Raw genomic sequence first — 26,637 nt, forward strand, 5'->3', positions numbered from 1 at the left:
CATCAACAATGAGGGAGGCTCCATGTCCCACGACGGTTACCATTCCGGCTTCGGCAATGAATTCGCGAGCGAGGCGCTGCCGGGCGCCCTGCCGCTGCATCGCAACTCGCCACAGCGCGTGCCCTACGGCCTGTACGCCGAACAGCTCTCCGGCACCGCCTTTACCGCGCCGCGCAGCCACAACCGCCGCAGCTGGATGTACCGCATCCGCCCCGGCGCCATGCACGGCGCCTTCACCCGCCTCGACAACGGTCGCATCGCCAGCCACTTCAACCAGGCCCCGGTGCCGCCCGGCCAGATGCGCTGGGACCCGCTGCCCATGCCCGCCGCGCCGACCGACTTCATCGACGGCCTGGTCACCATGGCGGGCAATGGCTCGCCGGAAGCCATGAGCGGCTGCGCCATCCACCTATACGCCGCCAACAAGGGCATGGCCGGCCGCTTCTTCTATTCGGCCGACGGCGAACTGCTGGTCGTGCCCCAGCTTGGCCGTCTGGCGATCGCCACCGAGCTCGGCCTGCTGGAAGTCCAGCCGCACGAGATCGCTGTCCTCCCGCGCGGCATGCGTTTCTCCGTGGCCCTGCCCGACGGCGAGGCACGCGGCTACATCTGCGAGAATTTCGGCGCCCTGCTGCGCCTGCCGGACCTCGGCCCGATCGGCAGCAATGGCCTGGCCAACCCGCGCGATTTCCTGACGCCGGTGGCGCGCTACGAAGACCGCGACGGCGATTTCGAGCTGGTCGCCAAGTTCTGCGGCAATCTGTGGCGCGCGCCGATCGGCCATTCTCCGCTGGACGTGGTGGCCTGGCACGGCAACTACGTGCCCTATAAATACGACCTGCGCCATTTCAACACCATCGGCTCGATCAGCTACGACCATCCGGACCCATCCATCTTCCTGGTGCTGCAGGCGCCGTCCGACACGCCGGGCGTCGACACCCTCGACTTCGTCATCTTCCCGCCGCGCTGGCTGGTCGGCGAGGACACCTTCCGCCCGCCCTGGTTCCACCGCAATATCGCCAGCGAATTCATGGGCCTGATCCACGGCGCCTATGACGCCAAGGCCGAAGGCTTCGTCCCCGGCGGCGCCAGCCTGCACAACTGCATGAGCGGCCACGGCCCGGACGCCGCCACCTTCGACAAGGCGAGCAACGCCGACACCAGCCAGCCGAGCAAGGTCGCCGACACCATGGCCTTCATGTTCGAAACCCGCCACGTGATCCAGCCGACCGAGTACGCGCTGAACAGCCCGCAACTGCAGCGCAACTACGCTGATTGCTGGTCCGGCCTGCGCAAGAATTTTCGGCTTGAACCTCAGTAAGCAGCCCCGGCCACTCGCCAGCGTCATTACAAAGGAATAAACTCCAATAAGCGCTGCGCAACAGATGCGACCACCAAGACAGGACCCAGCATGAACCCCAACCCCATCCAGCTGTTCGACACCGAATCCTCCACGTTCACCTATATCCTGAACGTGCCCGGCACCAAGGACGCGGTGATCGTCGACCCGGTCGACCACAACCTCGACCGTGACCTCGCCCACATCGCGCGCCTCGGGCTGCATTTACAGATTGTGCTGGAAACCCATGCCCACGCCGACCACGTCACCTCGGCCGGCAAGCTGCGCGAGCTGACCGGCGCCAAGGCGGCCGTCCCGAGCGGTTGCGGCATCCCGCCCGCGGAAATGCAGCTGAACGACGGCGACGTCATCAGCTTTGGCGACGGCGAAACCATCCAGGTGATCCACACTCCGGGCCATACGGCGGGCAGCATGAGCTACCTGTGGCGCGGCAACCTGTTCAGCGGCGATACCCTTCTGATCGACGGCTGCGGCCGCACCGACTTCCAGAGCGGCAGCGCCGAAGCCCTGTACGACAGCGTCACCGGCAAGCTGTTTACGCTGCCCGGCGCCACCCGCATCTGGCCCGGCCACGATTACAAAGGCCAGTCGGTGTCGACCATCGGCTGGGAACGCGAGCACAATGCGCGCCTGGCCAACCGTAGCCGCGAAGATTTCATCGTGTTGATGAACAACCTGAACCTGCCGCGTCCGCGCCTGATCGACGTCGCGGTGCCCGCCAACCGCAACCTGGGCCTGCCACATGGCTGAGCGTACCTTTCCCGAACCTTCCGCCACCTGGGACGCGCGCTTCAGCGATCCCGGCTACGTCTTCGGCACCGAACCTAACGCCTGGCTCGCGGAGCACCGCGGGCTGTTCAAACCCGGCACCCGCGCCCTGGCAGTGGCCGACGGCGAAGGCCGCAACAGCGTCTGGCTCGCGCAGCTGGGCGTGCAGGTGGATGCCTTCGACATCTCCCCGGTGGGCGTCGACAAGGCCCGGCAATTGGCCGCGAACGCCGGCGTGGACGTCAACTACCAGGTTGCCGACTGCGACAGCTACGCATGGACCACGCAAGCCTATGACTACGTGGTCGCGATCTTCATCCAGTTCGCCGATCCCGCCATGCGCGCGCGCCTGTTCGCCCGCATGCGCGAAGCCGTCAAGCCGGGCGCTTACATCCTCCTGCAGGGCTACACGCCCAAGCAGCTGGAATACAACACCGGTGGCCCCGGCCTGCCCGACCACCTCTACACCGCCGACCTGCTGCGCACCGAATTCGACGGTTTCGAGCTGGTCGAACTGCGCGATTACGAAGCCCGGCTGACCGAAGGCACGCGCCACGTCGGTCCGTCGGCCCTGATCGGCATGGTCGCGCGCCGTAATTAAACCTGATCAATAAAACCGTCGCCCGGCAAACTCAATTGCATTAGAATCCACCGCTTCATCATGCACTTGGGGAAACTATGTCCGACGCGGCGCACCAACTCAAACGCGGGCTCAAGAGCCGTCACATCCAGCTGATCGCGCTGGGCGGGGCGATCGGCACCGGGCTGTTCCTCGGCGTGGCGCAGACCATCCAGATGACCGGCCCCGCCGTCCTGCTGGGCTACGCGGTTGGCGGCCTGATCGCCTTCCTGATCATGCGCCAGCTCGGCGAGATGGTGGTCGACGAGCCGGTCGCCGGCTCCTTCAGCTTCTTCGCCAACAAGTATTGCGGCCACCTCGCCGGCTTCCTGTCGGGCTGGAATTACTGGGTGCTCTACGTGCTCGTCAGCATGGCCGAGCTGTCTGCGGTCGGCATCTACGTCCAGTACTGGTGGCCGGGCGTGCCGACCTGGGCATCGGCGCTGGCATTCTTCCTCGCGATCAACGCCATCAGCCTGTTCAACGTCAAGGCTTTCGGGGAAATGGAATTCTGGTTCGCCCTGGTCAAGGTGGTGGCGGTGGTCGGCATGATCCTGTTCGGGCTTTGGCTGCTGGCCTCCGGCGGCGCCGGCCCGGAAGCGGGCGTGGCCAACCTGTGGCGCGACGGCGGCTTCATGCCGACCGGCATCAAAGGCTTGGTGATGGCGATCCCGATGCTGATGTTCTCCTTCGGCGGGCTCGAGCTGATCGGGATCACCGCCGCCGAAGCCGACAACCCGGCGCACAGCATCCCGAAAGCCACCAACCAGGCCATCTACCGCATCCTGATCTTCTACATCGGCGCGCTCGCCGTGCTGCTGTCGCTCTACCCGTGGCAGAAAGTTGCGGCCGGCGGCAGCCCCTTCGTGCTGATCTTCCACGCGCTCAATGCGAACGCGGTGGCCAACGTGCTCAACCTGGTGGTGCTGACGGCCGCCGTATCGGTCTACAACAGCGGCGTCTACGCCAACAGCCGCATGCTCTATGGCCTGGCCGAGCAGGGCAATGCGCCGCGCGCGCTGCTGCGCCTGAGCGGCCGTGGCGTACCGGTGCGGGCGCTGGGCGTGTCCGCCCTCGCCACCGGCCTGTGCGTGTGCCTGAACTATTTCATGCCGCGCGAAGCCTTTGGCATGCTGATGGGGCTGGTGGTGTCGGCGCTGGTGATCAACTGGGGCATGATCAGCTGGATCCACCTGCGCTTCCGCGCCGCCAAGCGCGCAGCGGGCCACGCCACTGGCTTCCCGAGCCCGCTTGCACCGCTGACCAACTACCTGTGCCTGGGCTTCCTGGCGGCGATGCTGGTCATCATGTTCCTGACCCCGGACCTGCGCCTGTCGGTCTACCTGATTCCGGCCTGGCTCGCGGTGCTCGGCATCGGCTTCTGGCTGCGCCAGCGCAATGCGGCGAGCGTGAAAGCCGCCGAAGCATAAAAAACTGTCGTCCCGGCGCAGGCCGGGACCCATGGAACGCCTCCAACTTCGGGGAGCTAGCATGGGTCCCGGCCTGCGCCGGGACGACGTTTTTACCTCAGGTGTTAATCGTCCGCCGTCTGCTCAGCCGGCCAATCGCGGATGTAGGCCTTGAGCATACGGTTTTCGAAGCTTTGCGCTTCAAGCACCGCCTTCGCGACGTCGTAGAAGGAAATCACACCCAGCAGCGTGCGCGCATCCATCACAGGCAGGTAGCGCGCATGCTTCTCCAGCATGATGCGCCGCACCTCGTTGACCTCGGTGGTCGGCGTGACCGTGATCGGCGAATCGTCCATGTAGCGGCGCACCGTGCCGTCACCCACCGAACCGCCATTGGCATGCAGCACCCCGATGACCTCGCGGAAGGTCAGCATGCCGACCAGATCGCCATATTCCATCACGACCAGGGAGCCGATGTCGCGCTCCGCCATGGTCGACACGGCCGTCGCCAGCGGCGTATCGGGATTGACGGTGTACAGGATGTTGCCCTTAACCTGAAGGATTTCGGAAACTTTCATGATGGGCGCCCTCGTCGGTGGTCTAGCTGGGATTGATAAATTTGCATAACTCTTAAGTCTGAATTTAGCGTATGCACCATAAAAAATCCAGTTTTGCGCCTAATCAGTGCGCGCGACTGTGGCGCGCCGATGAATAAATGCTACGATGCCGCCCATTTCCGCACTTAAACGAGTCGATCATGAGCGGTCCACACTACCCCGGCTTCGATACCCTCGCGCTGCACGCCGGCGGCGCGCCCGATCCGGCCACCGGCGCGCGCGCCACGCCGATCTATTTCACCACCTCGTTCACCCTGCCCGATTCGGATACCGCCGCCGCCCTGTTCAACATGGAACGCTCCGGCCACGTCTACTCGCGCATCTCGAACCCCACCAACGCGGTGCTGGAAGAACGGATCGCGGCACTGGAAGGCGGCGTGGCCGGCCTCGCCACCGCCAGCGGCCAGGCCGCGATGCACATCGGCCTGACGACCATCGCCGGCGCCGGCTCGCACATCGTCGCCTCGCGCGCCCTGTATGGCGGCTCGCACAACCTGCTGGCGTACACGCTCAAGCGCTTCGGCATCGAAACCAGCTTCGTCGATCCGCGCGACCTCGACGCCTGGCGCGCCGCGATCCGGCCGAACACCAAGCTGCTGTTCGGCGAAACGCTCGGCAATCCGGGCCTGGACGTGCTCGACATCCCGCGCATCGCGGCGCTGGCGCACGAACACGACCTGCCGCTGATGGTCGATTCGACCTTCACCACGCCCTGGCTGCTGCAGCCGCTCGAACACGGCGCGGACATCGTGTTCCACTCGGCCACCAAGTTCCTGTGCGGGCACGGCACCGCGATGGGCGGCCTGCTGGTCGACGGCGGCACCTTCGACTGGCAGCGCGCCTACGAGCGCAGCGGCCGCTTCGCCGAACTGTGCGAACCGTACGAAGGCTTCCACGGCATGGTGTTCACCGAAGAATCGACCGTCGGCGCCTTCGCCCTGCGCGCCCGCCGCGAGGGCCTGCGCGATTTCGGCGCCATCATGAGCCCGCACAACGCCTTCGCGATCCTGCAGGGCGTCGAGACGCTCGGACTGCGCATGGAGCGCCACATCGCCAACACGCGCAAGCTGGTTGCCTGGCTCGCGAGCCAGCCGGCGGTGGAGTCGGTGTCCTATCCCGAACTCGAATCGCACCCCGACCACGCCTTGGCCGCAAAGCTGCTGCCGAAAGGCGCAGGCTCCGTCTTCACCTTCAACCTCAAGGGCGACCGCGCGGCCGGCCGCCGCTTCGTCGATAGCCTCAAGGTGTTCTCGCACCTGGCCAACGTCGGCGACGCCAAATCGTTGGTGATCCATCCGGCATCGACCACCCACCTGCGCGTGCCGGTGGACCAGTTGGCCGCCAGCGGCATCGGCGAAGGCACGATGCGCCTGTCGATCGGCCTGGAAGACCCGGGCGACCTGATCGAAGACCTCGCACGCGCGCTCAAGGCAGCGCAGAAAGGAGCCTGAGATGCTGTTTCGGGTTCAGGACAAGGAAGCTTACGCCTACACCGGCGGCAAACCTTTCGACGCGGCGCTGCCCACCATCGTCTTCATCCACGGCGCGCAGAACGACCACTCGGTATGGGGCCTGCAAAGCCGCTACTTCGCGCACCACGGCTTCGGCGTGCTCGCGGTCGACCTGCCGGGCCACGGCAGGAGCAGCGGCCCGGCGCTGGAATCGGTCGAGGCGATGGCCGCCTGGGTGCTGGCGCTGCTCGACGCCGCCGGCGTGGAACGCGCCGTGCTGGTGGGGCACAGCATGGGATCGCTGATCGCGCTCGAGGCCAGCCACCGCGCCCCGGTGCGGGTGCGCGGCCTGGCGCTGCTCGGCACCACCTTCCCGATGAAGGTCTCGGACTCCCTGCTCGAAACCGCGCGCGTGGACGAACAAGCCGCGATCGACATGGTGAACATCTGGTCGCACTCGACCATCGCGCACAAGCCCTCGTCACCGGCGCCGGGCTTCTGGGTAATGGGTGGCCTGCGCCGGCTGATGCAGCGGATGTCGCAGCAGAACCCGGAGCAGCTGTTCTACACCGATTTCGCGGCCTGCAACGCCTACGCCAACGGCCAGGCGGCCGCCGAAGCGGTGGGCTGCCCGACCCTGTTCGTACTGGGGTCGAAGGACATGATGACCCCCGCGCGATCGGCCAAACTGCTGACGAGCGCGGTCAGGCATGGCAGAATCGTCAGCGTGGAGGCCGGGCACGCGATGATGTCCGAGCAGCCGGACGCCGTACTCGATGCGCTGTACGGCTTCGCGAAGGAGATCGAATAGCGAGGAGGCGAAGATGAACGCGCGTTATGGCACGTTTGCGGAGTTCTACCCCTACTACCTGACGCAGCACGCCGACCGCCGCTGCCGCCGCGCGCACTTCATCGGCACCTCGTCGGCCATCGCCGGGATCGCGCAGTACATCGACAGTTTGAATCCGTGGTGGCTGCTGGTGGCGGTGGCAACGGGCTACGGCGGGGCGTGGATCGGGCACTTCATGTTCGAGAAAAACCGGCCGGCCACCTTCGACCAGCCGCTCTACTCCTTTCGCGCGGATTGGGTGATGTACTGGCAGATGCTGACCGGGAAGTTGACCTGGTAGCGTCCAGCGCGACCTCTTGCGAGCGACCGATCAAGAGTTACCGTCGTTGCCGCGAAGGCGGGAACGACGATAGAATCTGAGCGAGCGATTCGCTTATTCCTTCTTGCGCCGATCGCCAAAATGCTCGGCCAGCGTCTGACCCAGCCCCTTCTCGACCGCTTCCTCCACCTGCCGCGCCAGCTCCGCCGTATCCAGCGCCACCGGCGACTCCGGCGCGGGCTCCTGCGCCGTTGCCCCGGCCAGCGCCTCGACACCCGCGGCCCCGAACACGAACAGCCGGTACACGTCCGACACCCTGAGCAAGCTCGGATCCAGTAGCATCACCCAGTTATCCGCATGCTGGCGCACGCCCTTGCCCCAGCGCGCCCGCGCCGACACGTCCGTGTGCACCCGCCCGACCCACCCGGCCGCCACCATCTTCTCCAGCAGCGCCGTCATCTCGTCGTAGCCGATGCGTGTATGGGCCCGGATTGCGGGGCTCGACACCAGCGCCGTTCCGCTGATCTGCGAATGCCGGTACAGCACCTTCAGGATCGCCATCGCGTCGACGAATTCGCCGCCCGGCACCGGCTCGTACCACCAGCGCTCATACTTCACCACAGGCAGCGCCGCGGTCAGCACCGCGCCCACCAGCGTGATCATCCACGACAGGTACATCCACAGCAGGAACAGCGGCAGCGCCGCCAGCGCGCCGTAGATGATCGCGTAGGTCGGGAACTGGTGGATGAACAGGCCGAACATGCGCTTGGCCACCTCGAACGCGATCGCCGCCACCAGCCCGCCCCAGGCCGCGTCGCGCCAGTCCACCGAACGGTTGGGCACGACCATGTACAGCAGCGTGTAACCCGCCGTCGTGATCGCGATCGACACCACCGTGAAGAACACCGCCGCCAGCAGCGGAATGGTCTTCATCAGGCCACCGGTCGCAATGAACAGCTGCGAGGTGATGGTCAGCGAGGAGCCCACCAGCAGCGGCCCGAGCGTCACCAGCGCCCAGTAGATGATCACGCGCTGCACCAGCGGCCGCGGACGCCGCACCCGCCAGATCTGGTTGAAGGCGCGCTCGATGGTCGCGATCATCGCGGTCGAGGTCACCAGCAGCGCCACCGCGCCCACCGCCGACAGCCGCGTGGCCTTGCTGGCGAACTGGGTCAGGTTCGAGGTGATGGTGTTCGCGATCGCCTTCGGCATCACGGTCTGCACGAACCAGGTGTCGAGCGCGAGCCGGAACTGCCCGAAGATCGGGAAGGTCGTGAAGATCGCCAGCACGATGGTCAGCAGCGGCACCAGCGCGAGCGTGGTGGTGAAGGTCAGGCTGCCCGCCACCTGCTGCAGCTTTTCCTCGCGCAGGCGGCGAATCGCGAAGCGCACCAGGTCGCGCGTTTCGCTCCAGGTGAGCCCGCGCACCATGTCCACGCTGACGTTGATCATCTCGCTGGTCGAGCGCGAAATCGATGAGACTGTTTTAGAGAGCATCCGTCGCCAAAATCTGCCGCTTTGCGGCCATGTCATTCTGTAAAGCGCCCTATAATACCAACGATGAACCCAACCAATCTGACTATTCTCGTCTTGTACTACTCCCGCCACGGCGCCACCCGTAAATTGGCCGAACTGATCGCCCAAGGCATCGAGAGCGTGCCGCGGGCGAATGCGCGCCTGCGCACCGTGCCGGCGGTGTCCACCGTGGCCGAGGCCACCGAGCCGGACATCCCCAGGGCGGGCGCGCCCTACGTCGAGTTACAGGACCTGTCAGATTGCGCTGGCCTCGCGCTCGGTTCGCCCACACGCTTCGGCAATATGGCATCCGCGCTAAAATATTTCCTCGACGGGACCGCCACCGACTGGCTCGCCGGCACCCTGTCGGGCAAGCCGGCGGCCGTGTTTACCTCCACCGGCAGCATGCACGGTGGGCAGGAAACGACACTGTTGTCGATGATGATCCCGCTGCTGCACCACGGGATGATGGTGCTGGGCCTGCCCTACACCCATCCCGAGTTGATGAACACCAGCGCCGGCGGCAGCCCGTATGGCGCGACTCACTGGGCTGGTATTGACGGTGACAAGCCGGTCACGGAAGATGAGAGGACATTGGCCATTGCGCTTGGGCGTCGCCTGGCAATGGCCGCGGTGAAATTGCGCGGAACACAGTGATGGAAACCCAAAAGTTCTTTCACGCCGGCGCCATCGGCAGCCTCGTGGTGCTGATCGGCTGGCTCGTCGCATGGGAAGTGCTGGTCGCTCCCCTCCACCCGGGCGGCTCCCTGCTTGCCCTCAAGGTACTGCCCTTGTTCATTCCCCTGCGCGGCGTGCTCAAGCGCGAGCTGTACACCCTGCAGTGGTCGTCGATGGTGATCCTGCTGTACTTTACCGAAGGCGTGGTGCGGGCCTGGGCCGACCAGTCCACCCCGTCGCGCATCATGGCCGGCGGCGAAGTGCTGCTGTCGGTGCTGTATTACGCTTGCGCCCTGCTGTTCCTGCGGCCCTACAAACAGAAGGCCAAACGCCTCGCCAAGGAGCTGCTGGACAAAGTCAAGGTCTCGCATGACTGACGTTTTCCTCGATTCCTGCCGCAACATCATTGGCGGCCGCCACGTCCTGACCGCCGCCGCCGACAAGGCGCCCTACCTGACCGACTGGCGTGGCCGCTTTACCGGCAAGGCGCGCGCCGTGCTGCGGCCGGCCAACACGGCCGAGGTCGCGCGACTGGTGCAAGCCTGCGCCGAACACAGGGTTCCGCTGGTGCCGCAAGGTGGCAAGACCGGACTGGTGCTGGGCAGCGTGCCCGACGACAGCGGGCTGGAAGTGATCCTCTCGCTGGGCAGGCTCAACCGCATCTCCGATATCGACACCGGCAACCGCACCATGCTCGTGCAGGCCGGCTGCGTGTTGCAGCAGATCCAGCAGGCCGCGGCCGCCGAAGGCATGCTGTTTCCCCTGTCGCTCGCCGCCGAAGGCAGTTGCACCATCGGCGGCAATCTGTCGACCAACGCCGGCGGGACCGCGGTCCTTCGCTACGGCAATGCCCGCGAACTGTGCCTGGGCCTCGAGGTCGTGACTGCGCAAGGCGAAATCTGGAATGGCCTGCGCGGCCTGCGCAAGGACAACACCGGCTACGACTTGCGCGACCTGTTCATTGGCGCCGAAGGCACGCTGGGCGTGATCACCGCTGCCGTGCTCAAGCTGTACCCGATGCCGCGGGCCTCGATCACCGCGCTGCTGGCGCTGGACAATCCATGGCAGGCGCTGAGCTTGCTCAGCCTCATGCAGGACCACGTCGGCGCCAGCCTGACGGCTTTCGAGCTGATGTCGGACTTTTGCCTGCGCCTGGTCGCGCACCATTTTCCGCAACTGCCGAAACCGTTCGCGACGGCGCACCCGCAGTACGTGCTGCTGGAGGTGTCCAGCGCCGAGTCCGAACAGCATGCCGTCGCCCTGCTGGAAATGGCGATCGCCGACGCCATCGAGCGCGGTCATGCGGACGACGCCGTGGTGGCGACCTCGATGGCACAATCGGCCGGCTTGTGGCAGATCCGCGAACATATTTCCCTCGCGCAGTCCGCCGCAGGAAAGAACATCAAGCACGACATTTCCCTGCCGATCTCGAACATCCCCGAATTCATCGAGAAGACGGACGATGATTTGCTGGAGGCTTTTCCCGGCTGCCAAGTGGTGTGCTTCGGCCATGTGGGCGACGGCAACCTGCACTACAACGTGGCGCCCGCCGACGGCGCATCGCACGACGCCTTCCTGGCCCACCAGCCGGCCATCAACCGCATCGTGCACGACAACGCCCATGCTTTCGGTGGATCCATTTCCGCGGAACACGGCATCGGCGCCCTCAAGCGTGGCGAACTGAGCCGATACAAATCGCCCGTCGAGCTGAACATGATGCGTGCCATCAAAACCGCCCTCGACCCGCTCGGCATTATGAACCCTGGCAAAATTCTTTGACCCAGGAGGCGAGCATGGTGCGAACCATTCTGCTGGCGGCCGCTTGCGCGCAGGCCCAGCCGGCGCTGGCGCAAGCGATTTTCAAATGTACCGAACACGGCAAGACCGAGTACCGCGACCGGCCCTGCGCCGACGGGGTGCAGTTGCAGGCGCCGCCAGCGCCCGCAGTCGCACCGGCGCCGCCCCGCGGCGACCGCGAGATGCTGCTTGAGATGGAAAAGCTGAGACTCACACAAGAGCTGCGCGCCGAACGCCAACGCACGACGGCCGCGCGCGAAGCCCGTGCCCAGGCCCGCGAGCAGCGCGCCGAGGACGCCCAGCGCAAGCGCTGCGCCAAGCTGCGTCTGAAACAGAAATGGTCGTCCGAGGACCGCGCCCGCCTCACCGGCGCAGCGGCCAGCGGCGCCGAGCGCAAGGCACGGCGCGATGCCGAGACCCTGGCGGTGGAATGTCCGGCCTGAGGCTGCTTTCCCGCTGGCTGCTGCTGGGCGAATGGCGCGCCCACCCGGTGCGCGCGCTGCTGGCGATCGCGGCCATCGCCGTCGGCGTGGCAATGGGCTACGCCATTCACCTGATCAATGCGGCCGCGTTCAACGAATTCTCGGCGGCGGTCAAGAGCCTGGCCGGGCAAGCGGATTTGCAGGTGGCCGGGCGCGAGGCGCTGTTTGACGAAGCCATCTACCCGACGCTCGCGACGCACATCGGCGTGGCGGTCGCATCGCCCGTGCTCGAAGTCGACGCCGCGGTGCCGGGCGCACGCGGCGCGCTGAAGATCGTCGGCCTCGACGCCCTGCGCGCCGGCTTCGTCGAACCTGGTCTCGTCGGCAAGTCGTCATCGGAGCACCACGCCGACGTGCTGGCGGACGACGCCATCTTCCTGTCGCCGGCGGCCCAGTCCTGGCTGGGCGTGCGCGACGGCGGCACGCTGACCGTCCGCAGCGGCACCGGCGACTTGCGCCTGCGCGTGGCCGGCTCCGTGCAGGCACGCGCCGGGCAGCGCCTTGGGGTCATGGACATCGGCGCGGCCCAGTGGCGCTTCCATCGTCTGGGCAAGCTGTCGCGCATCGACCTCAAGCTGAGCGATGGCGTCAACCGCGCCGCCTTCGAACGGGCGCTTTCGTCCGCGCTGGAGAGGTCTTATCCCGGCCGTTTTCGCGTCGGCCAGCCCAACGACGAACAGCAGCAAAGCCGCACCAGCAATATGAGTCGCGCCTATCGCGTCAACCTGACCGTGCTGGCGCTGGTTGCGCTGTTCACCGGCGCCTTCCTCGTGTTCTCGACCCAGGCGCTGTCGGTGCTGCGGCGGCGCAGCCAGTTCGCGCTGCTGCGCGTGCTGGGCCTGGAACGCCGCGCCCTGCTGCGCCAGATCCTGGTCGAAGGCGCGGGCCTCGGCATCCTCGGCTCGCTGCTCGGCATCGGCGCCGGCTACGCGCTGGCCGCGTTGGCGCTGCATTACTTCGGCGGCGATCTCGGCGCAGGCTACTTCCCCGGCGTGCACCCGGAAGTCGCGTTCGCGCCCGGGGCCGCACTGGCCTTCTTCACGCTGGGGCTCGCCGTGGCGCTGCTCGGCTGCCTCGCGCCGGCACTCGAGGCGGCGCGCGCCCGGCCCGCCGTCGCCCTCAAGTCCGGCAACGACGAGGCGCCGCTGGCCCGGCTGTCGCGGGTCTGGCCGGCACTGATCTGCCTTGCGCTCGGCGCCGCGTTCGCGTTCGCGCCGCCGGTGATGGGCCTTCCGCTGTTCGGCTACTTCGCCATCGCGCTGCTGCTCATCGGCGGCATCGGGCTGATGCCGCGCCTCGCCGCGACCGTCTTCCGCGTGCTGGACCGGGCGCTCCAAAAGCGCCACGCGAAGCCGCCCGTGCTGACGCTCGCGCTGGCGCGGCTGGCCAACGCGCCGGGACAGGCCTCGATCGCGCTGGGCGGCGTGCTCGCCAGCTTCAGCCTGATGGTCGCGATGGGGATCATGGTCTCCAGCTTCCGCGTGTCGGTCGACGACTGGATGCTGCACATCCTGCCGGCGGACCTGTACGTGCGGACCGCCCGTGTCGGCAACACGGGCGCGCTGTCGGCGTCAGACCAGCAGGCGCTGGCCAGTGTGCCGGGCGCCGCGCGCATCCAATTCCTGCGTACACGTCCGCTGTCGCTGCGGGCCGACCGCGCCGACGTCACCCTGATCGCGCGCGACATCGACCGGCGGGAACCGGGCAAGCTGCTGGCCCTGATCGGCCCCGAGTTGCCGGTGCCGGCGGGTGAACGGCCGGTCTGGATCTCCGAGGCGATGCAGGACCTGTACCGCGTGCAGCCCGGTTCGCACCTGACGCTGCCGCTGGGCGGCGCGCCGCGCCAGTTCTATGTCGCCGGCGTCTGGCGCGATTACGCGAGCCAGGCCGGATCGCTGGTGATCACGCTGGCCGATTACCGCGCGCTCACGGGCGATACCGAGGTCTCCGATGCGGCCTTGTGGGCCGCGCCCGGCGCCAGCGCCGACCAGCTGGCGCAGGCGATCCGCAAGCTGCCGTTCGGTCCCGGACTCACGCTCGCGCAGCCCGGCGAGATCCGCGCCGTCAGCCTGCAGATTTTCGACCGCAGCTTCGCCGTCACCTATCTGCTGGAAGCGATCGCCATTGCCATCGGCCTGTCCGGCGTCGCCGCCACCTTTTCGGCGCAGACGCTGGCGCGCGCCAGGGAATTCGGCATGCTGCGCCACGTCGGCGTCACGCGCGGGCAGGTGCTGCGTATCCTCGCCTTCGAAGGCGGTTTCCTCACCTCGCTCGGCGTAGCCTGCGGCTTCGCGCTGGGACTCGTGATCAGCCTGATCCTCGTTTTCGTCGTCAACCCGCAGTCCTTCCACTGGACCATGCAGCTGCACCTGCCGTGGCCCTTGCTCGCGACCGTGGCCACCGTGCTGGTGATCGCGTCCGTGCTCACCGCGCTCGCGTCGGGACGCTACGCGCTGTCCGGCGGCCCGGTGCGCGCCGTCAGGGAGGACTGGTGAAGCGCCTGCTGCTGATTTTCCTCACGCTGTTCGCGCTGGCGGCGCACGCCGCACCACCGGCGTTTTCGCCCGTGCTGCCCGGCCGCGCCCTCGCTTTCCCCGCCGACTTCGGCGCGCACCCGGCCTTCCGTACCGAGTGGTGGTACGTCACCGGCTGGCTGCGCACGGCCGAGGGCAAGCCGCTCGGCTTCCAGGTCACTTTCTTCCGCAGCCGCCTCGAAAACGACGACGCCAATCCTAGCGCCTTCGCCGCCAAACAAGTGGTGATCGGCCACGCCGCGCTGTCCGATCCCGCCGTCGGCCATCTGCTGCACGACGAGCGCAATGCGCGCGAAGGCTTCGGGCTGGCCTGGGCGCGCGAAGGCGACACCGACATCAAGCTCGACGACTGGCGCATGCTGCGCGCGGCCGACGGCAGCTACCAGGTGACGGTGCGCGCCCGCGAGCTGTCCTTCGAGCTGCGCCTCGAGCCCACCCAGCCGCCCCTGCTGGAAGGCGAGGCCGGCTTCTCGCAAAAAGGACCGTCGCCGCGCAACGCCAGCTATTACTACAGCCAGCCGCAGCTCAAGGTGAGCGGGACCGCGGCCCACACCGGCGCCAAGGCGGCTTCGGTCACCGGCAGCGCATGGCTGGACCACGAATGGTCGAGCGAAGCGCTGCAGCCGGATGCGTCGGGATGGGACTGGCTGGGCGCGAATCTCGACGATGGATCGGCGCTGATGGCCTTCCAAATCCGCTCCAGGCAAGGTGGTACACTGTGGGCGCACGCGACAGTGCGCGACTCGGCCGGCAAGATGCGTCAATACGCGCCGGATCAAGTCAGGTTTTCGCCGCGCTCGCACTGGCAGTCGCCGCGTACCGGCGGCGTCTATCCGGTGTCCACCGACCTCGCGCTGGGCGAGTCTCGCTGGCAGGTCCGTCCGCTGCAGCCCGACCAGGAACTGGACTCGCGCCGCTCGACCGGCGCGGTGTACTGGGAAGGCGCCGTCAGCATCGCACGCGACGGCAAACCCGCCGGCCACGGCTACCTTGAACTGACAGGCTACGTCGCACCGCTCAAACTCTGAACCGAACAATGACTGACCGTTCCAATACCAATAACGACACCCCGGCCAGCCGCAAAGGCAGCCTTGCCGCCTTCCGCGGCCTGTTCCCCTTCCTTCGCCCCTACCGCAAGCAGTTCGCCATGGCCGGCATCGCGCTGGTGGTCGCCGCCGCGGCCACGCTCGCGATTCCCTATGCCTTCAAGCAGATGATCGACCTGGGCTTCGGCGCGTCGGCCGGCCCGCGCAGCATCCGGCATGTGGACGCCACCTTCCTCGCCCTCTTCGCCGTCGCCACCATCCTGGCGCTGGCGACGGCGGCCCGCTACTACACGGTGTCATGGCTGGGCGAACGCGTCACCGCCGACCTGCGCGAAGCCGTGTACCGCCACGTGGTCCAGCAAAGCCCTGAATTCTTCGAGACCACCCAGACCGGCGAGGTGCTGTCGCGCCTGACCACCGACACCACCCTGATCCAGAGCGTGGTCGGCAGCAGCATCTCGGTCGCGCTGCGCAACGCCCTGCTGTTCGTCGGCGGCCTGGCCATGCTGTTCGTGACCAGCGTGAAGCTCTCGTCCATCATCCTCGGCCTGCTGGTGCTGGTGGTGGTGCCGATCGTGCTGTTTGGCCGCCGCGTGCGCAAGCTGTCGCGCGCCTCGCAGGACAGCATCGCCGACGCTTCCGCCATGGCCGGCGAAATGCTCAACGCGATGCCGACCGTGCAGGCCTTTACCCACGAGCGCATCGAGGCCGACCGCTTCGGCAAGAGCGTCGAGGGCGCGTTCGCCACCGCCATGCGCCGCATCCGCGCCCGCGCCTTCCTCACCATGCTGGCCATCGTCCTGGTGTTCGGCACCATCGTATTCGTGCTGTGGCTGGGCGCGCACGCGGTGCTGTCCGGCGCCATGACGGGCGGCGACCTTGGCCAGTTCATCCTGTACGCCTCCATCGTGGCCGGCGCGATCGGCGCGTTGTCCGAAGTGCTCGGTGAAGCGCAGCGCGCCGCCGGCGCCACCGAGCGCCTGCTCGAACTGCTGGGCGCCCGCTCGGAGATCCAGAACCCGGCGCATCCGAAACAGCTGCCGCAGCGTACCGCGGCCGGCGCCGCTGTCGCCCTCGCCGACGTCAACTTCTCCTACCCGTCGCGCCCGGACACCGCCGCGCTGGCCCACCTCGACCTGTCGATCCGCCCGGGCGAGACGGTGGCCGTGGTCGGTCCGTCCGGCGCCGGCAAGAGCACCTTGTTCCAGCTGCTGCTGCGCTTCTACGATCCGCAGTCCGGCGCCATCACGCTCGACGGCGTCGATGTGCGCGACCTCGACCTGCACACGCTGCGCGGCGCGATCGGCATCGTCCCGCAGGACACCATCATCTTCTCGGCCGACGCGATGGAGAACATCCGCTACGGCCGCGCAGGCGCCACCGACGAGGAAGTGATCGCCGCCGCCAAGATGGCCGCCGCCCACGAATTCATCGAGCGCCTGCCGCAGGGCTACCGCTCCTTCCTCGGCGAGCGCGGCGTGCGCCTGTCCGGCGGCCAGCGGCAGCGCATCGCGATCGCCCGCGCGCTGCTCAAGAATCCGCCGCTGCTGCTGCTCGACGAAGCCACCAGCGCGCTCGATGCCGAATCCGAACGGCTGGTGCAAGCCGCGCTGGAAGCGGCAATGGTTGGCCGCACCACGCTGATCATTGCGCACCGCCTGGCGACCGTGCAGCGCGCCGACCGCATCATCGTGATGGAAGACGGCCGCATCGTCGAAACCGGCACCCACGCATCGCTCGTCGCGCTGGGCGGCGTCTACGCCAACCTGGCCGCGCTGCAGTTCCACCACGTGCAAGTTACAGGAGCTTCAATTGACCGATAACGAACTGCTGGCGCGCTGCCACACCGTCTTCCCCGGCCACCGTGCACGCCGTCCCGCCGAGATGTTCGCGGCAATGGCCGGATGGTGCGAGGAGCACGGCATCGAGCACGATGTCTATGGCAGCGGGGAGCTGATCGAGCGCTTCCAGGACAAGATCGCCAAGCTCCTCGGCTTCGAAGCGGCCGTGTTCTGCGTCAGCGGCACCATGACCCAGGTGACGGCGCTGCGCCTGGCCTGCCAGGACCGCGGCCGTCCGCTGGTCGCGCTGCACCCGACCTCGCACATCTTCGTGCACGAGCGCTCCAACTACCAGCTGCTCGGCCATTTCAGCGCGCTGGCGGTGGGCGACCGCAACCTTCCTTGGACCGCCGACGACCTGCGCAGCGTGCCGGACCGCCTTGGCGCGGTCGGCCTCGAAATCCCGATGCGCGAGATTGGCGGCCAGCTGTCCACGTGGAACGAGCTGGAAGCGATCAAGGCCCACTGCCACGAACGCGGCGCCCACCTGCACATGGACGGCGCGCGCCTGTGGGAAGCGCAGGCCGGCTACGGCAAGAGCGCGGCGGAGATCGCGGCCGGCTTCGATTCGGTCTATGTGTCGCTCTACAAAGGCGTCGGCGGCCTTGGCGGCGCCATGCTGGCGGGTAGCCGCGAGTTCGTCGCGCGCGCGTCCGAATGGATGAAACGCCAGGGCGGCAATGTGATCCACCGCTCGCCCTATGTGGTCGCGGCGGCGATGCAGTTCGACGAGCGGCTCGCTGCCATGCCGGCTTACTTTGAGCGCACGCGCTTTTTCTACGACGCGCTGGCCGCGCATCCCGGGATCCGCGTGAACCCGGCGGCGCCGCAGGCAAATATGCTGCACCTTCACCTGCTGGTCAGCCGCGAGCGCGCGCTGGCGATCCGCAACAGGCTGGCGGAGGAGCACGGCATCTGGCTGTTCAACCGCGCCGCCACCGGCGTGCTGCCGGATACCAGCTACGTCGAGATCTACGTAGGCGACAACATGCTCGCCATGTCGTACCAGCAGATCCGCAATGCGCTGGCGCTGCTCTCGCAAGCCCTGGCCCAATAGGCGATAATACATACAGAAATCACTCACACAAACCGATGCGCCAATACCTCGACTTCATGCGCCATGTGAAAGACCATGGCACCGTCAAGACCGACCGCACCGGCACCGGAACCCGTTCGGTGTTCGGCTACCAGATGCGTTTCAATCTGCAGGACGGCTTCCCGTTGGTGACCACCAAGAAGGTGCACCTGAAGTCCGTGATCCATGAGCTGCTGTGGTTCCTGCAGGGCTCCACCAACATCGCCTACCTGAAGGAACACGGCGTCTCGATCTGGGACGAGTGGGCCGATGCCAACGGCGAGCTGGGACCGATCTACGGCTACCAGTGGCGCAGCTGGCCCGCGCCGGGCGGCGAACATATCGACCAGGTCACGCAGGTGCTGGAGCAGATCATGCACAACCCGGACTCGCGCCGCATGATCGTCTCGGCCTGGAATGTGTCCGACGTGCCGAAGATGAAGCTGCCGCCCTGCCACGCCTTCTTCCAGTTCTACGTCGCCGACGGCAAGCTGTCGTGTCAGCTCTACCAGCGTAGCGCCGACATCTTCCTCGGCGTGCCCTTCAACATCGCGTCCTACGCGCTACTGACCCACATGGTGGCGCAGCAAGCGGGACTGGGCGTCGGCGACTTCGTCTGGACCGGCGGCGACTGCCACCTGTACAGCAACCACATGGAACAGGTTGAGCTGCAGCTCTCGCGCGACGAGAAGCCGCTGCCCAAGCTGCTCATCAAGCGCAAGCCGGACTCGCTGTTCGACTACAAATTCGAAGACTTCGAGGTCGTCGGCTACGAGCCGCACCCCGGGATCAAGGCGCCGGTGGCCGTATGAGCAGGCAAATCACGCTGGTCGTGGCGATGGACGCGCAGCGCGGCATCGGCATCGACAACAAGCTGCCGTGGCACCTTCCCGAAGACCTCGCGCACTTCAAGCGCGTCACGCTCGGCCATCCGATCATCATGGGCCGCAAGACCTTCGATTCGATCGGCCGCCCGCTGCCCAAGCGCCGCAATATCGTCGTCACCCGCAATGCCGGCTGGCGCCACGAAGGCGTCGACGTCGCGCTGTCGCTGCGGGACGCGCTCGCGCTGGTGGGCGACGAACAGGCCAGCATCATCGGCGGCGCCCAGATTTTCGGCGAATCGCTAGACTTGGCGGACCGCCTGGTCATCACGGAGATCGACCACGTCTTCCGCTGCGATACCTTTTTCCCGCCGATCGATCCGGCGCAATGGGTCGAAACCGCGCGCGAGCGTCATCATTCTGACGCAAACAGCTGCGATTATTCATTTGTCACTTACCAGAAGCGAAAGTAAGCACGATGTCCTCGGAAGGTTTTCACGTACACGGCCCGCACGACCACGCGGTTGAACACGCGGCCCACGGCAGCGACGATTTCTCCAGCCGGATCGCGGTAATGACGGCCGTGCTGGCGACGGTCGGCGCGCTGTTCGGCTACCTGGGCGGCGCCACGCAGAACGACGCGGCGCTCTACAAGAACAACGCCGCGATCGACAAGACCACGGCGGCCAACGCCTGGAACTATTACCAGGCTAAGTCCAACAAGCAGAACCTGGCCGAACTCGCGACCAGCCTGCCGGGCGTGGACCAGGCCAAGTACCGCTCCGAAGTGGCGCGCTACCAGTCCGAAAAAGCCGACATCAAGAAGGACGCCGAGAAGTGGGAGGCATCGTCGGAGGCCTGGAACAAGAAGTCCGAGGAAGCCATGCACCGGCACCACCAGTGGGCGCTCGCGACCACCACCGAGCAGATCGCGATCTCGCTGGCCGCGATCACCCTGCTCACCCGCCGCCGCTGGCTGCTGCGCGCGACCTGGGTGGTGGCCATCGTCGGCATCGCGCTGGGTGCCTTCGCCGGCTTCCACATCGACCCGCTGGGCGCCATCTTCGCCGGTGAAGCAGTCGCGCACCATTGACGCATCGACTTTCTTCCACCACCTCATGCACGACGTCCCCGCGCAGGCGGGGACCCATACCGAGCGTCCGAGGCCGCACAAGCAACTTGCCCACATACTCAGCATGGGTTCCCGCCTTCGCGGGAACGACGGTTCTGGGAGAGATGGTGTTCATCAAGAGACAACGGTGCGCCACCCGCGCGCCCTGTCTGGTTAACTTTACAAAAAAGTTCCACCCAACCGCCGATTTTCTGCGAAAATCCGCATCTCATTTTTTCGGTGCCGTGCGCGGTGGCCTTCCCTGAACGGGGCGGCCGCTCCCACGGCGCTTCGCTTTGGAGCTGTCCATGAAATTTCGTTTCCCAATCGTCATCATCGACGAGGATTTCCGTTCCGAAAACACCTCCGGCCTGGGCATTCGCGCCCTCGCCGCGGCGATGGAGAAGGAAGGCATGGAAGTGCTCGGCCTGACCAGCTACGGCGACCTGTCGCAGTTCGCCCAGCAGCAGTCGCGCGCCTCGGCCTTCGTGCTGTCGATCGACGACGAGGAGTTCGGTGAAGGCACGGTCGAGGAGACCAATTTCGCGCTGACCGCGCTGCGCGCCTTCGTGCAGGAGATCCGCTACAAGAACTCGGACATCCCGATCTACATCTACGGCGAGACCCGCACCAGCCGCCACATCCCGAACGACATCCTGAAGGAGCTGCACGGCTTCATCCACATGTTCGAGGACACGCCGGAATTCCAGGCCCGCCACATCATCCGCGAAGCGAAGTCCTACCTGGACGGCCTGGCGCCGCCATTCTTCCGCGCGCTGGTCAACTACGCCAACGACGGCTCCTACTCCTGGCACTGCCCCGGCCACTCGGGCGGCGTGGCCTTCCTGAAGTCGCCGATCGGCCAGATGTTCCACCAGTTCTTCGGCGAGAACATGCTGCGCGCCGACGTCTGCAACGCGGTCGAGGAACTCGGCCAGCTGCTTGACCACACCGGCCCGGTGGCGCGCTCCGAACGCAACGCCGCGCGCATCTACAACGCGGACCACTGCTACTTCGTCACCAACGGCACCTCGACCTCGAACAAGATGGTCTGGCACACCACGGTGGCGCCGGGCGACATCGTGGTCGTCGACCGCAACTGCCACAAGTCGATCCTCCACTCGATCATCATGTGCGGCGCGATCCCCGTGTTCCTGATGCCGACCCGGAATAACCTCGGCATCATCGGCCCGATCCCGCTCGAGGAATTCACGCCCGAGTCGATCGCCCGCAAGATCGAGGCCAATCCGTTCGCGCGCAACGCTGCGAACAAGAAGCCGCGCATCCTCACCATCACCCAGTCGACCTACGACGGCGTGGTGTACAACGTCGAGACCCTGCGCGAAATGCTGGACGGCGAAATCGACACCCTGCACTTCGACGAAGCCTGGCTGCCGCACGCGACCTTCCACGACTTCTACAAGAACATGCACGCGATCGGCAAGGACCGTCCGCGCCCGAAGCAGTCGATGATCTACTCGACCCAGTCGACCCACAAGCTGCTGGCCGGCCTGTCGCAGGCATCGCAGGTGCTGGTGCGCGAATCGGAGACCGTGAAGCTGGACCAGGACGCCTTCAACGAGGCCTACCTGATGCATACCTCGACCTCGCCGCAGTACTCGATCATCGCCTCGTGCGACGTCGCCGCCGCGATGATGGAAGCGCCGGGCGGCACCGCGCTGGTGGAAGAGTCGATTTTCGAAGCGCTCGACTTCCGACGCGCGATGAAGAAGGTCGACGAGGAATACGGCCAGGACTGGTGGTTCAAGGTCTGGGGTCCGGACACCCTGAGCGAGGAAGGCATCGGCACCCAGGAAGACTGGATGATCCGCGCCGAGGACGACTGGCACGGCTTCGGCAAGCTGGCGCCGGGCTTCAACATGCTCGACCCGATCAAGGCGACCGTGGTCACGCCGGGCCTTTCACTGGACGGCAACTTCGGCGCCAGCGGCATACCGGCTTCGATCGTGACCAAGTACCTGGCCGAGCACGGCGTGATCGTCGAGAAGTGCGGCCTGTACTCCTTCTTCATCATGTTCACGATCGGTATCACCAAGGGCCGCTGGAACACCCTGGTGACGGCGCTGCAGCAGTTCAAGGACGACTACGACAAGAACGTGCCGATGTGGCGCGTGATGCCGGAGTTCGCGGCAGCTTTCCCGCGCTACGAGAGCTGGGGCCTGCGCGACCTGTGCCAGCAGATCCACGACTTCTACAAGCAGTACGACGTGGCTCGCCTGACCACCGAGATGTATTTGTCGGACATGGTGCCGGCGATGAAGCCGTCCGATGCGTTCGCGAAGATGGCGCACCGCGAGATCGAGCGCGTGGCGATCGACGAGCTGGAAGGCCGCATCACGGCGATCCTGCTCACGCCCTACCCGCCGGGCATCCCGCTGCTGATTCCGGGCGAATGCTTCAACAAGACCATCGTCGACTACCTGCGCTTCGCGCGCGATTTCAATGAGCGGTTCCCGGGCTTCGAGACCGATGTGCATGGTCTCGTGAAGCGCGTGGTGGATGGCAAGCTGGGGTACTTCGTCGACTGCGTCAAGCAATAAGCCCGAAGAAGGTCGTTGAGAGATACCGTCGCCCTCGCGAACGCGGGGGCCCCATTTTGCTCGCGCAGCGGTAATGCATGCAAAATGGGATTCCCGCGTTCGCGGGAATGACGGCAGCTTTACAGGATGCGATGGCGGCTACTCACACCCAGACATCATGCGCATTCGCCGCCTCCAGCACCTCCAGCAGCTTCTCCGCATCCACCGGCTTGACGAAGTAGTGGTCAAACCCTGACTCCAGCGCGCTGTTGCGGTCGCACTGCTGGCCGTAGCCCGTCACCGCCACCAGCATCGCATCGCAATTCGCATCGCTGCGCCGCAGCCTGCGCGCCAGCTCGCGCCCTTCCATCCGCGGCAGCCCGATATCGAGCAGGAAGGCGTCGAAGCGCTCGCACTCCGCGTGCTGCAGCGCCGCGAGCGCATCGTGTTCGACCACCACGTCATGCCCGCTCCCTTCCAGCAGCAGCTTGAGCATGCTGGCCGCGTCCACGTTGTCGTCCACCACCATCAGCCGCAAGGTGCGCGACAGCGGCAGGACATCCGGCCGACTCTGGCCACACTTGGTCGGCTCGGCCGCGATGTCCAGCCGCGGCAGGCGCACCGTGAAGTCGCAGCCCATGCCAGGCCCGTCGCTGTGCGCATCGACCGCGCCGCCATGCAGCTCGACCAGGCTCTTGACCAGCGCCAGTCCCAGGCCCAGCCCGCCCTGCGAACGGTCCGGCGTGCGCTCGGCCTGTGCGAACAGGTCGAACACGTGCGGCAGCACGTCGGTCGCGATACCGATACCGTTGTCGCTCACGCGCAGCAGCACCTGGCTGCCCACCACGTCCAGCTCCAAGCCGATGGCGCCGCCGGCCGGCGTGTACTTGGCCGCGTTGGCGAGCAGGTTGGCCAGCACCTGCACCAGGCGCTTGTGGTCGCCCTCGACCGACACCGCGCGGTCGAATTCCGTCACCCGCAGCAGATGCCCGCGCGCCTCGATCAGCGGCCCCACCTGCTCGGCGGCGTCGGCCACCACGCGCCGGATGTCGAGCACCTTGCGCTCCAGGACCACCAGCCCGCGCGTCACCCGCGACACGTCGAGCAGGTCGTTCACCAGTCCCGTCATGTGCCCGACCTGGCGCGCGATCACCTGGCTGGTGCGGCGGATGCTGTCGTAATCCAGGCTGCCCACCCGCAGCAGCTCGGCCGCGGCGCTGATCGGGGCCAGCGGGTTGCGCAGCTCGTGCGCCAGCATCGCCAGGAATTCGTCCTTGCGCAGGTCGGCCTGGCGCAGCGCCTGCTCGGCGCGCACCCGCTCGACCGCGTTCCACATGCGGCCTGAAATGTCCTCCACCAGGTTGACTTCCTCGGCGGTCCAGCGGCGCGGCGCGTCGTGGTGCACGAACAGGCATGGCAGGGTCGAGCCGCGCAAATTGAGCGGCACCGCCAGCGCGGCGCGGATGCCGAGCGAGCGGAATGCCGCCGCGGTCTCGCCGGCGCAAGTGCGCGGGTCGTTGTCCACGTCCTCGTTGACCCAGGTCTGGCCCGACGCCAGCGCCGCGAAGTAGTTGATGCCGATGCCGTAGGCGGGATAGCTGGCCTCCAGCGGCGGCAGGCCCGATTCGCTGTAGTTGGCCTGGATGGTGAGCAGGTTGCGGCGCGGGTCGAAGTCGCCGCACAGCACGCGCGCCACGCCAAGGAAGCGGCACAGCATCTGGCAGACTTCCTGGTACACCTTGTCCGGGTCGCCGATGCGGCGCAGGTGGTCGGTCACCTCCAGCTGGAAGGCCTGGCGGCGCTCGGCCTCGGCCAGTTCGCGAACACGCTCGGCCAGTGCGCGGTTGACGCGCTCCAGCTCGGACTCTGCGCGGATCCGCTCGGTGATGTCGACCATCGCGCCGCGCACCGAACGCGCCTGCCCGTTTTCGTCGCACAGCACGCGCCCGCGGCTGTGCAGCCACAGCGTGTCGCCATTGTCCGGCCGGACGAAGCGGTGGATCACGCTGTAGCGCGAACGGGCGCCGAGCGCCTCGCTGATCGCGGCGCGCACCAGCGGCACGTCCTCGGCCGGCACACAGCCCATCGCCGCCTCGATCTCGTTCCAATGGCCACCCAGCACCTGCGGGGCGTTCGCCGACAGGACGATGCTGCCGGTGTCGAGCTCCCAGTCCCACACGGCCATGCGCGCCGTGTCCAGGCCATCGCGCAGCCGGTCTTCCTCGGCTTGCTGGGCCTGTTGCGCCAGCAGCGCTTCGGTCACCTCGTGGCCCTGCATGAACACCGCGCTGACCGAACCGTTCTTTTCGAAGATCGGCTGGTACACGAAGTCCATGTAGACGTCGCCGCTGGCGCCGCCGCGGCCGCGCGCCAGCGACATCCTCACGCTGCGGCCCACGAACGGCTTGCCGGTCTCGTAGACTTCCGCGAGCAGCTCCTCGAAGCCCTGGCCGGCCAGGTCCGGCAGCGCCTCGAACATCGGCTTGCCCAGCAGCGGACGATGGCCCACCACCGCCGAATAGGCGTCGTTGACCATCTCGACCACGTAGTCGCGCCCGCGCAGGACGGCGGCGCAGCCGGGCGCCTGCTGGAACAGCTCGCGCAGGTGGCTGGTTTCGTCGGTCAGCACGCGAATCACCGCCTCGTCCATCAGCGAGCGGTTGAAGCGCACGAACTCCTCATCCGCGCGGCGCCGGCCGCCTTCCGGGACTTCGGTCACCTCGACCATGTTCTGCGCCACGCTGGTGACGGCCCCGCGCTCGTCGAACACGGGCGTGTGCATCACGCTCCAGTAGCGCGGCTCGCGCTCGGCGGCGTCGGCGGCCAGGTAGCACACCATCGGCAAGGCGTGCACACGGCGCGTGCGGATGACCTGCTCGATCGAGGCTTGCAGCGCGGCCGCGTCGGCGGAATCGGGATGTTCGGGATCAGGCGGGAAGGCGGCAAGCACGTGCCGGCCCACGACGTCGCACGCTTCGGCGCCGCTCGCGCGCCGCCAGGCGTCGTTGACGTCGATAACCGTCAGCGTGGTGTCCATAAGCAAGAACGGATATGGACACGACCTGAACAGTGCCTCGAAATCAGGACTAGTAGACATCTGGCCACCTCCATGAAAGACGCTGACACCGTAGTGCAGCATGCGACCGATATCGTTTTATGATTGAGTTTTATCAATTTAGCACGTGCAACATGCACCGCGCATCCTGTTACAAAAAAAAAGAGGGCCATGTGGCCCCCTTTTACAACACGATTCAAAATTAACCGTTCTTGCTCGAAATTTGAATCATGTTTTCGGCAGCGTGACACCGTGCTGGCCCTGGTATTTGCCGCCACGGTCCTTGTACGAGGTCTCGCAGATCTCGTCGCTTTCGAAGAACAAGACCTGGGCGCAGCCCTCGCCGGCGTAGATCTTGGCGGGCAGCGGGGTGGTGTTCGAAAATTCCAGGGTGACGTAGCCCTCCCACTCCGGCTCGAAGGGGGTGACGTTGACGATGATGCCGCAGCGCGCATAGGTCGATTTGCCCAGGCAGACCGTCAGCACATTGCGCGGGATGCGGAAATATTCGATGGTGCGGGCCAGCGCGAACGAGTTCGGCGGGATGATGCAGACGTCGCTCTTCACGTCCACGAAGGAGTTGGAGTCGAAGTTCTTGGGATCGACGATGGTGCTGTTAATGTTCGTGAACACCTTGAATTCGTCGGCGCAGCGGATGTCGTAGCCATACGACGAGGTGCCGTAGGAGATGATCTTGCGGCCATCGGCCTCGCGCACCTGGCCGGGCGCGAACGGCTCGATCATGCCGGTTTCTTGCGCCATGCGGCGGATCCATTTATCGCTTTTGATGGTCATCGGACGTTCCG

23 protein-coding genes are annotated in these 26,637 nt (G+C 66.5%); 19 read left to right on the forward strand and 4 right to left on the reverse strand.

The window, feature by feature from the left end; all coding sequences use genetic code 11:
• The first annotated feature begins 22 nt into the window (after positions 1-22).
• From hmgA to NX778_RS05580, 4 genes are all read left to right on the forward strand, one after another.
• Complete coding sequence (hmgA, locus tag NX778_RS05565; RefSeq protein WP_258810670.1) at positions 23-1,321, forward strand: homogentisate 1,2-dioxygenase; 1,299 nt, start codon at positions 23-25, stop codon at positions 1,319-1,321.
• 90 nt (positions 1,322-1,411) lie between these two features.
• Positions 1,412-2,110 carry an MBL fold metallo-hydrolase gene (locus NX778_RS05570; protein WP_258810671.1) on the forward strand — a complete coding sequence of 233 codons (699 nt, stop codon included), beginning with the start codon at positions 1,412-1,414 and terminating at the stop codon, positions 2,108-2,110.
• Positions 2,103-2,729 (forward strand): class I SAM-dependent methyltransferase, encoded by a 627-nt coding sequence (locus NX778_RS05575; protein WP_258810672.1) that lies wholly within the window; start codon positions 2,103-2,105, stop codon positions 2,727-2,729. The genes NX778_RS05570 and NX778_RS05575 overlap by 8 nt, the downstream gene beginning before the upstream one ends.
• A gap of 77 nt (positions 2,730-2,806) precedes the next feature.
• The gene (locus NX778_RS05580; RefSeq protein WP_258810673.1) at positions 2,807-4,177 is read left to right on the forward strand and encodes an amino acid permease; all 1,371 of its coding nucleotides are present in this window, start codon (positions 2,807-2,809) and stop codon (positions 4,175-4,177) included.
• 104 nt (positions 4,178-4,281) lie between these two features.
• Here the strand turns inward: NX778_RS05580 and NX778_RS05585 are convergent, their stop codons facing one another.
• Positions 4,282-4,734 carry a CBS domain-containing protein gene (locus tag NX778_RS05585; RefSeq protein ID WP_258810674.1) on the reverse strand — a complete coding sequence of 151 codons (453 nt, stop codon included), beginning with the start codon at positions 4,732-4,734 and terminating at the stop codon, positions 4,282-4,284.
• 179 nt (positions 4,735-4,913) lie between these two features.
• On the opposite strand from NX778_RS05585, the gene NX778_RS05590 reads away from it, so the two are divergent.
• The 3 genes from NX778_RS05590 to NX778_RS05600 are packed head-to-tail and all read left to right on the forward strand — an operon-like array spanning position 4,914 to position 7,354.
• Complete coding sequence (locus tag NX778_RS05590) at positions 4,914-6,224, forward strand: O-acetylhomoserine aminocarboxypropyltransferase (protein WP_258810675.1); 1,311 nt, start codon at positions 4,914-4,916, stop codon at positions 6,222-6,224.
• A 1-nt stretch (position 6,225) separates the two neighbouring features.
• A complete protein-coding gene (locus NX778_RS05595; RefSeq protein WP_258810676.1) occupies positions 6,226-7,035 on the forward strand; it encodes an alpha/beta fold hydrolase in 810 nt (269 codons plus the stop codon).
• 13 nt (positions 7,036-7,048) lie between these two features.
• Positions 7,049-7,354 (forward strand): Mpo1-like protein, encoded by a 306-nt coding sequence (locus NX778_RS05600; protein WP_258810677.1) that lies wholly within the window; start codon positions 7,049-7,051, stop codon positions 7,352-7,354.
• A 93-nt stretch (positions 7,355-7,447) separates the two neighbouring features.
• On the opposite strand, the gene NX778_RS05605 is transcribed toward NX778_RS05600, so the two are convergent.
• Positions 7,448-8,830 (reverse strand): YihY family inner membrane protein, encoded by a 1,383-nt coding sequence (locus NX778_RS05605; protein ID WP_258810678.1) that lies wholly within the window; start codon positions 8,828-8,830, stop codon positions 7,448-7,450.
• A gap of 63 nt (positions 8,831-8,893) precedes the next feature.
• Between NX778_RS05605 and wrbA the strand changes: the two genes are divergently transcribed.
• The 12 genes from wrbA (at position 8,894) to NX778_RS05665 (ending at position 22,797) form a co-directional block, all read left to right on the forward strand.
• Positions 8,894-9,505: an NAD(P)H:quinone oxidoreductase gene (gene wrbA / locus NX778_RS05610; protein WP_258810679.1), complete on the forward strand. Its 612-nt coding sequence runs from the start codon at positions 8,894-8,896 to the stop codon at positions 9,503-9,505.
• Positions 9,505-9,903, forward strand: a complete 399-nt coding sequence (locus NX778_RS05615) for a DUF2069 domain-containing protein (protein WP_258810680.1) — start codon at positions 9,505-9,507, stop codon at positions 9,901-9,903. Before wrbA ends, NX778_RS05615 begins: the two co-directional genes overlap by 1 nt.
• The gene (locus tag NX778_RS05620) at positions 9,896-11,305 is read left to right on the forward strand and encodes an FAD-binding oxidoreductase (protein WP_258810681.1); all 1,410 of its coding nucleotides are present in this window, start codon (positions 9,896-9,898) and stop codon (positions 11,303-11,305) included. Before NX778_RS05615 ends, NX778_RS05620 begins: the two co-directional genes overlap by 8 nt.
• 14 nt (positions 11,306-11,319) lie before the next feature.
• Positions 11,320-11,766: a DUF4124 domain-containing protein gene (locus NX778_RS05625; protein WP_258810682.1), complete on the forward strand. Its 447-nt coding sequence runs from the start codon at positions 11,320-11,322 to the stop codon at positions 11,764-11,766.
• Positions 11,754-14,300 carry an FtsX-like permease family protein gene (locus NX778_RS05630; RefSeq protein ID WP_258810683.1) on the forward strand — a complete coding sequence of 849 codons (2,547 nt, stop codon included), beginning with the start codon at positions 11,754-11,756 and terminating at the stop codon, positions 14,298-14,300. Before NX778_RS05625 ends, NX778_RS05630 begins: the two co-directional genes overlap by 13 nt.
• Entirely contained in the window at positions 14,297-15,367 is a 1,071-nt protein-coding gene (locus tag NX778_RS05635) for a lipocalin-like domain-containing protein (protein ID WP_258810684.1), read from the forward strand. The genes NX778_RS05630 and NX778_RS05635 overlap by 4 nt, the downstream gene beginning before the upstream one ends.
• A gap of 8 nt (positions 15,368-15,375) precedes the next feature.
• Positions 15,376-17,208: an ABC transporter transmembrane domain-containing protein gene (locus tag NX778_RS05640; protein ID WP_258810685.1), complete on the forward strand. Its 1,833-nt coding sequence runs from the start codon at positions 15,376-15,378 to the stop codon at positions 17,206-17,208.
• On the forward strand, positions 17,198-18,283 hold the full coding sequence (locus NX778_RS05645; RefSeq protein ID WP_258810686.1) for a threonine aldolase family protein: 1,086 nt from the start codon (positions 17,198-17,200) through the stop codon (positions 18,281-18,283). The genes NX778_RS05640 and NX778_RS05645 overlap by 11 nt, the downstream gene beginning before the upstream one ends.
• Positions 18,284-18,318: 35 nt before the next feature.
• Entirely contained in the window at positions 18,319-19,113 is a 795-nt protein-coding gene (gene thyA, locus NX778_RS05650) for a thymidylate synthase (RefSeq protein WP_258810687.1), read from the forward strand.
• Entirely contained in the window at positions 19,110-19,598 is a 489-nt protein-coding gene (locus NX778_RS05655; RefSeq protein ID WP_258810688.1) for a dihydrofolate reductase, read from the forward strand. Before thyA ends, NX778_RS05655 begins: the two co-directional genes overlap by 4 nt.
• Positions 19,599-19,603: 5 nt before the next feature.
• Positions 19,604-20,218 (forward strand): DUF4337 domain-containing protein, encoded by a 615-nt coding sequence (locus tag NX778_RS05660; RefSeq protein WP_258810689.1) that lies wholly within the window; start codon positions 19,604-19,606, stop codon positions 20,216-20,218.
• Between the two features lie 326 nt (positions 20,219-20,544).
• The gene (locus NX778_RS05665) at positions 20,545-22,797 is read left to right on the forward strand and encodes an arginine/lysine/ornithine decarboxylase (RefSeq protein WP_258810690.1); all 2,253 of its coding nucleotides are present in this window, start codon (positions 20,545-20,547) and stop codon (positions 22,795-22,797) included.
• Between the two features lie 142 nt (positions 22,798-22,939).
• Here NX778_RS05665 and NX778_RS05670 read toward each other — a convergent pair whose 3' ends face one another.
• Positions 22,940-25,873, reverse strand: coding sequence for a hybrid sensor histidine kinase/response regulator (locus NX778_RS05670; protein WP_258810691.1), 2,934 nt, complete (start codon positions 25,871-25,873; stop codon positions 22,940-22,942).
• Between the two features lie 186 nt (positions 25,874-26,059).
• Positions 26,060-26,626, reverse strand: a complete 567-nt coding sequence (gene dcd / locus NX778_RS05675) for a dCTP deaminase (protein ID WP_258810692.1) — start codon at positions 26,624-26,626, stop codon at positions 26,060-26,062.
• Positions 26,627-26,637 lie beyond the last annotated feature (11 nt).

Source organism: Massilia terrae, assembly GCF_024753145.1.
Classification (GTDB): domain Bacteria; phylum Pseudomonadota; class Gammaproteobacteria; order Burkholderiales; family Burkholderiaceae_D; genus Telluria; species Telluria terrae.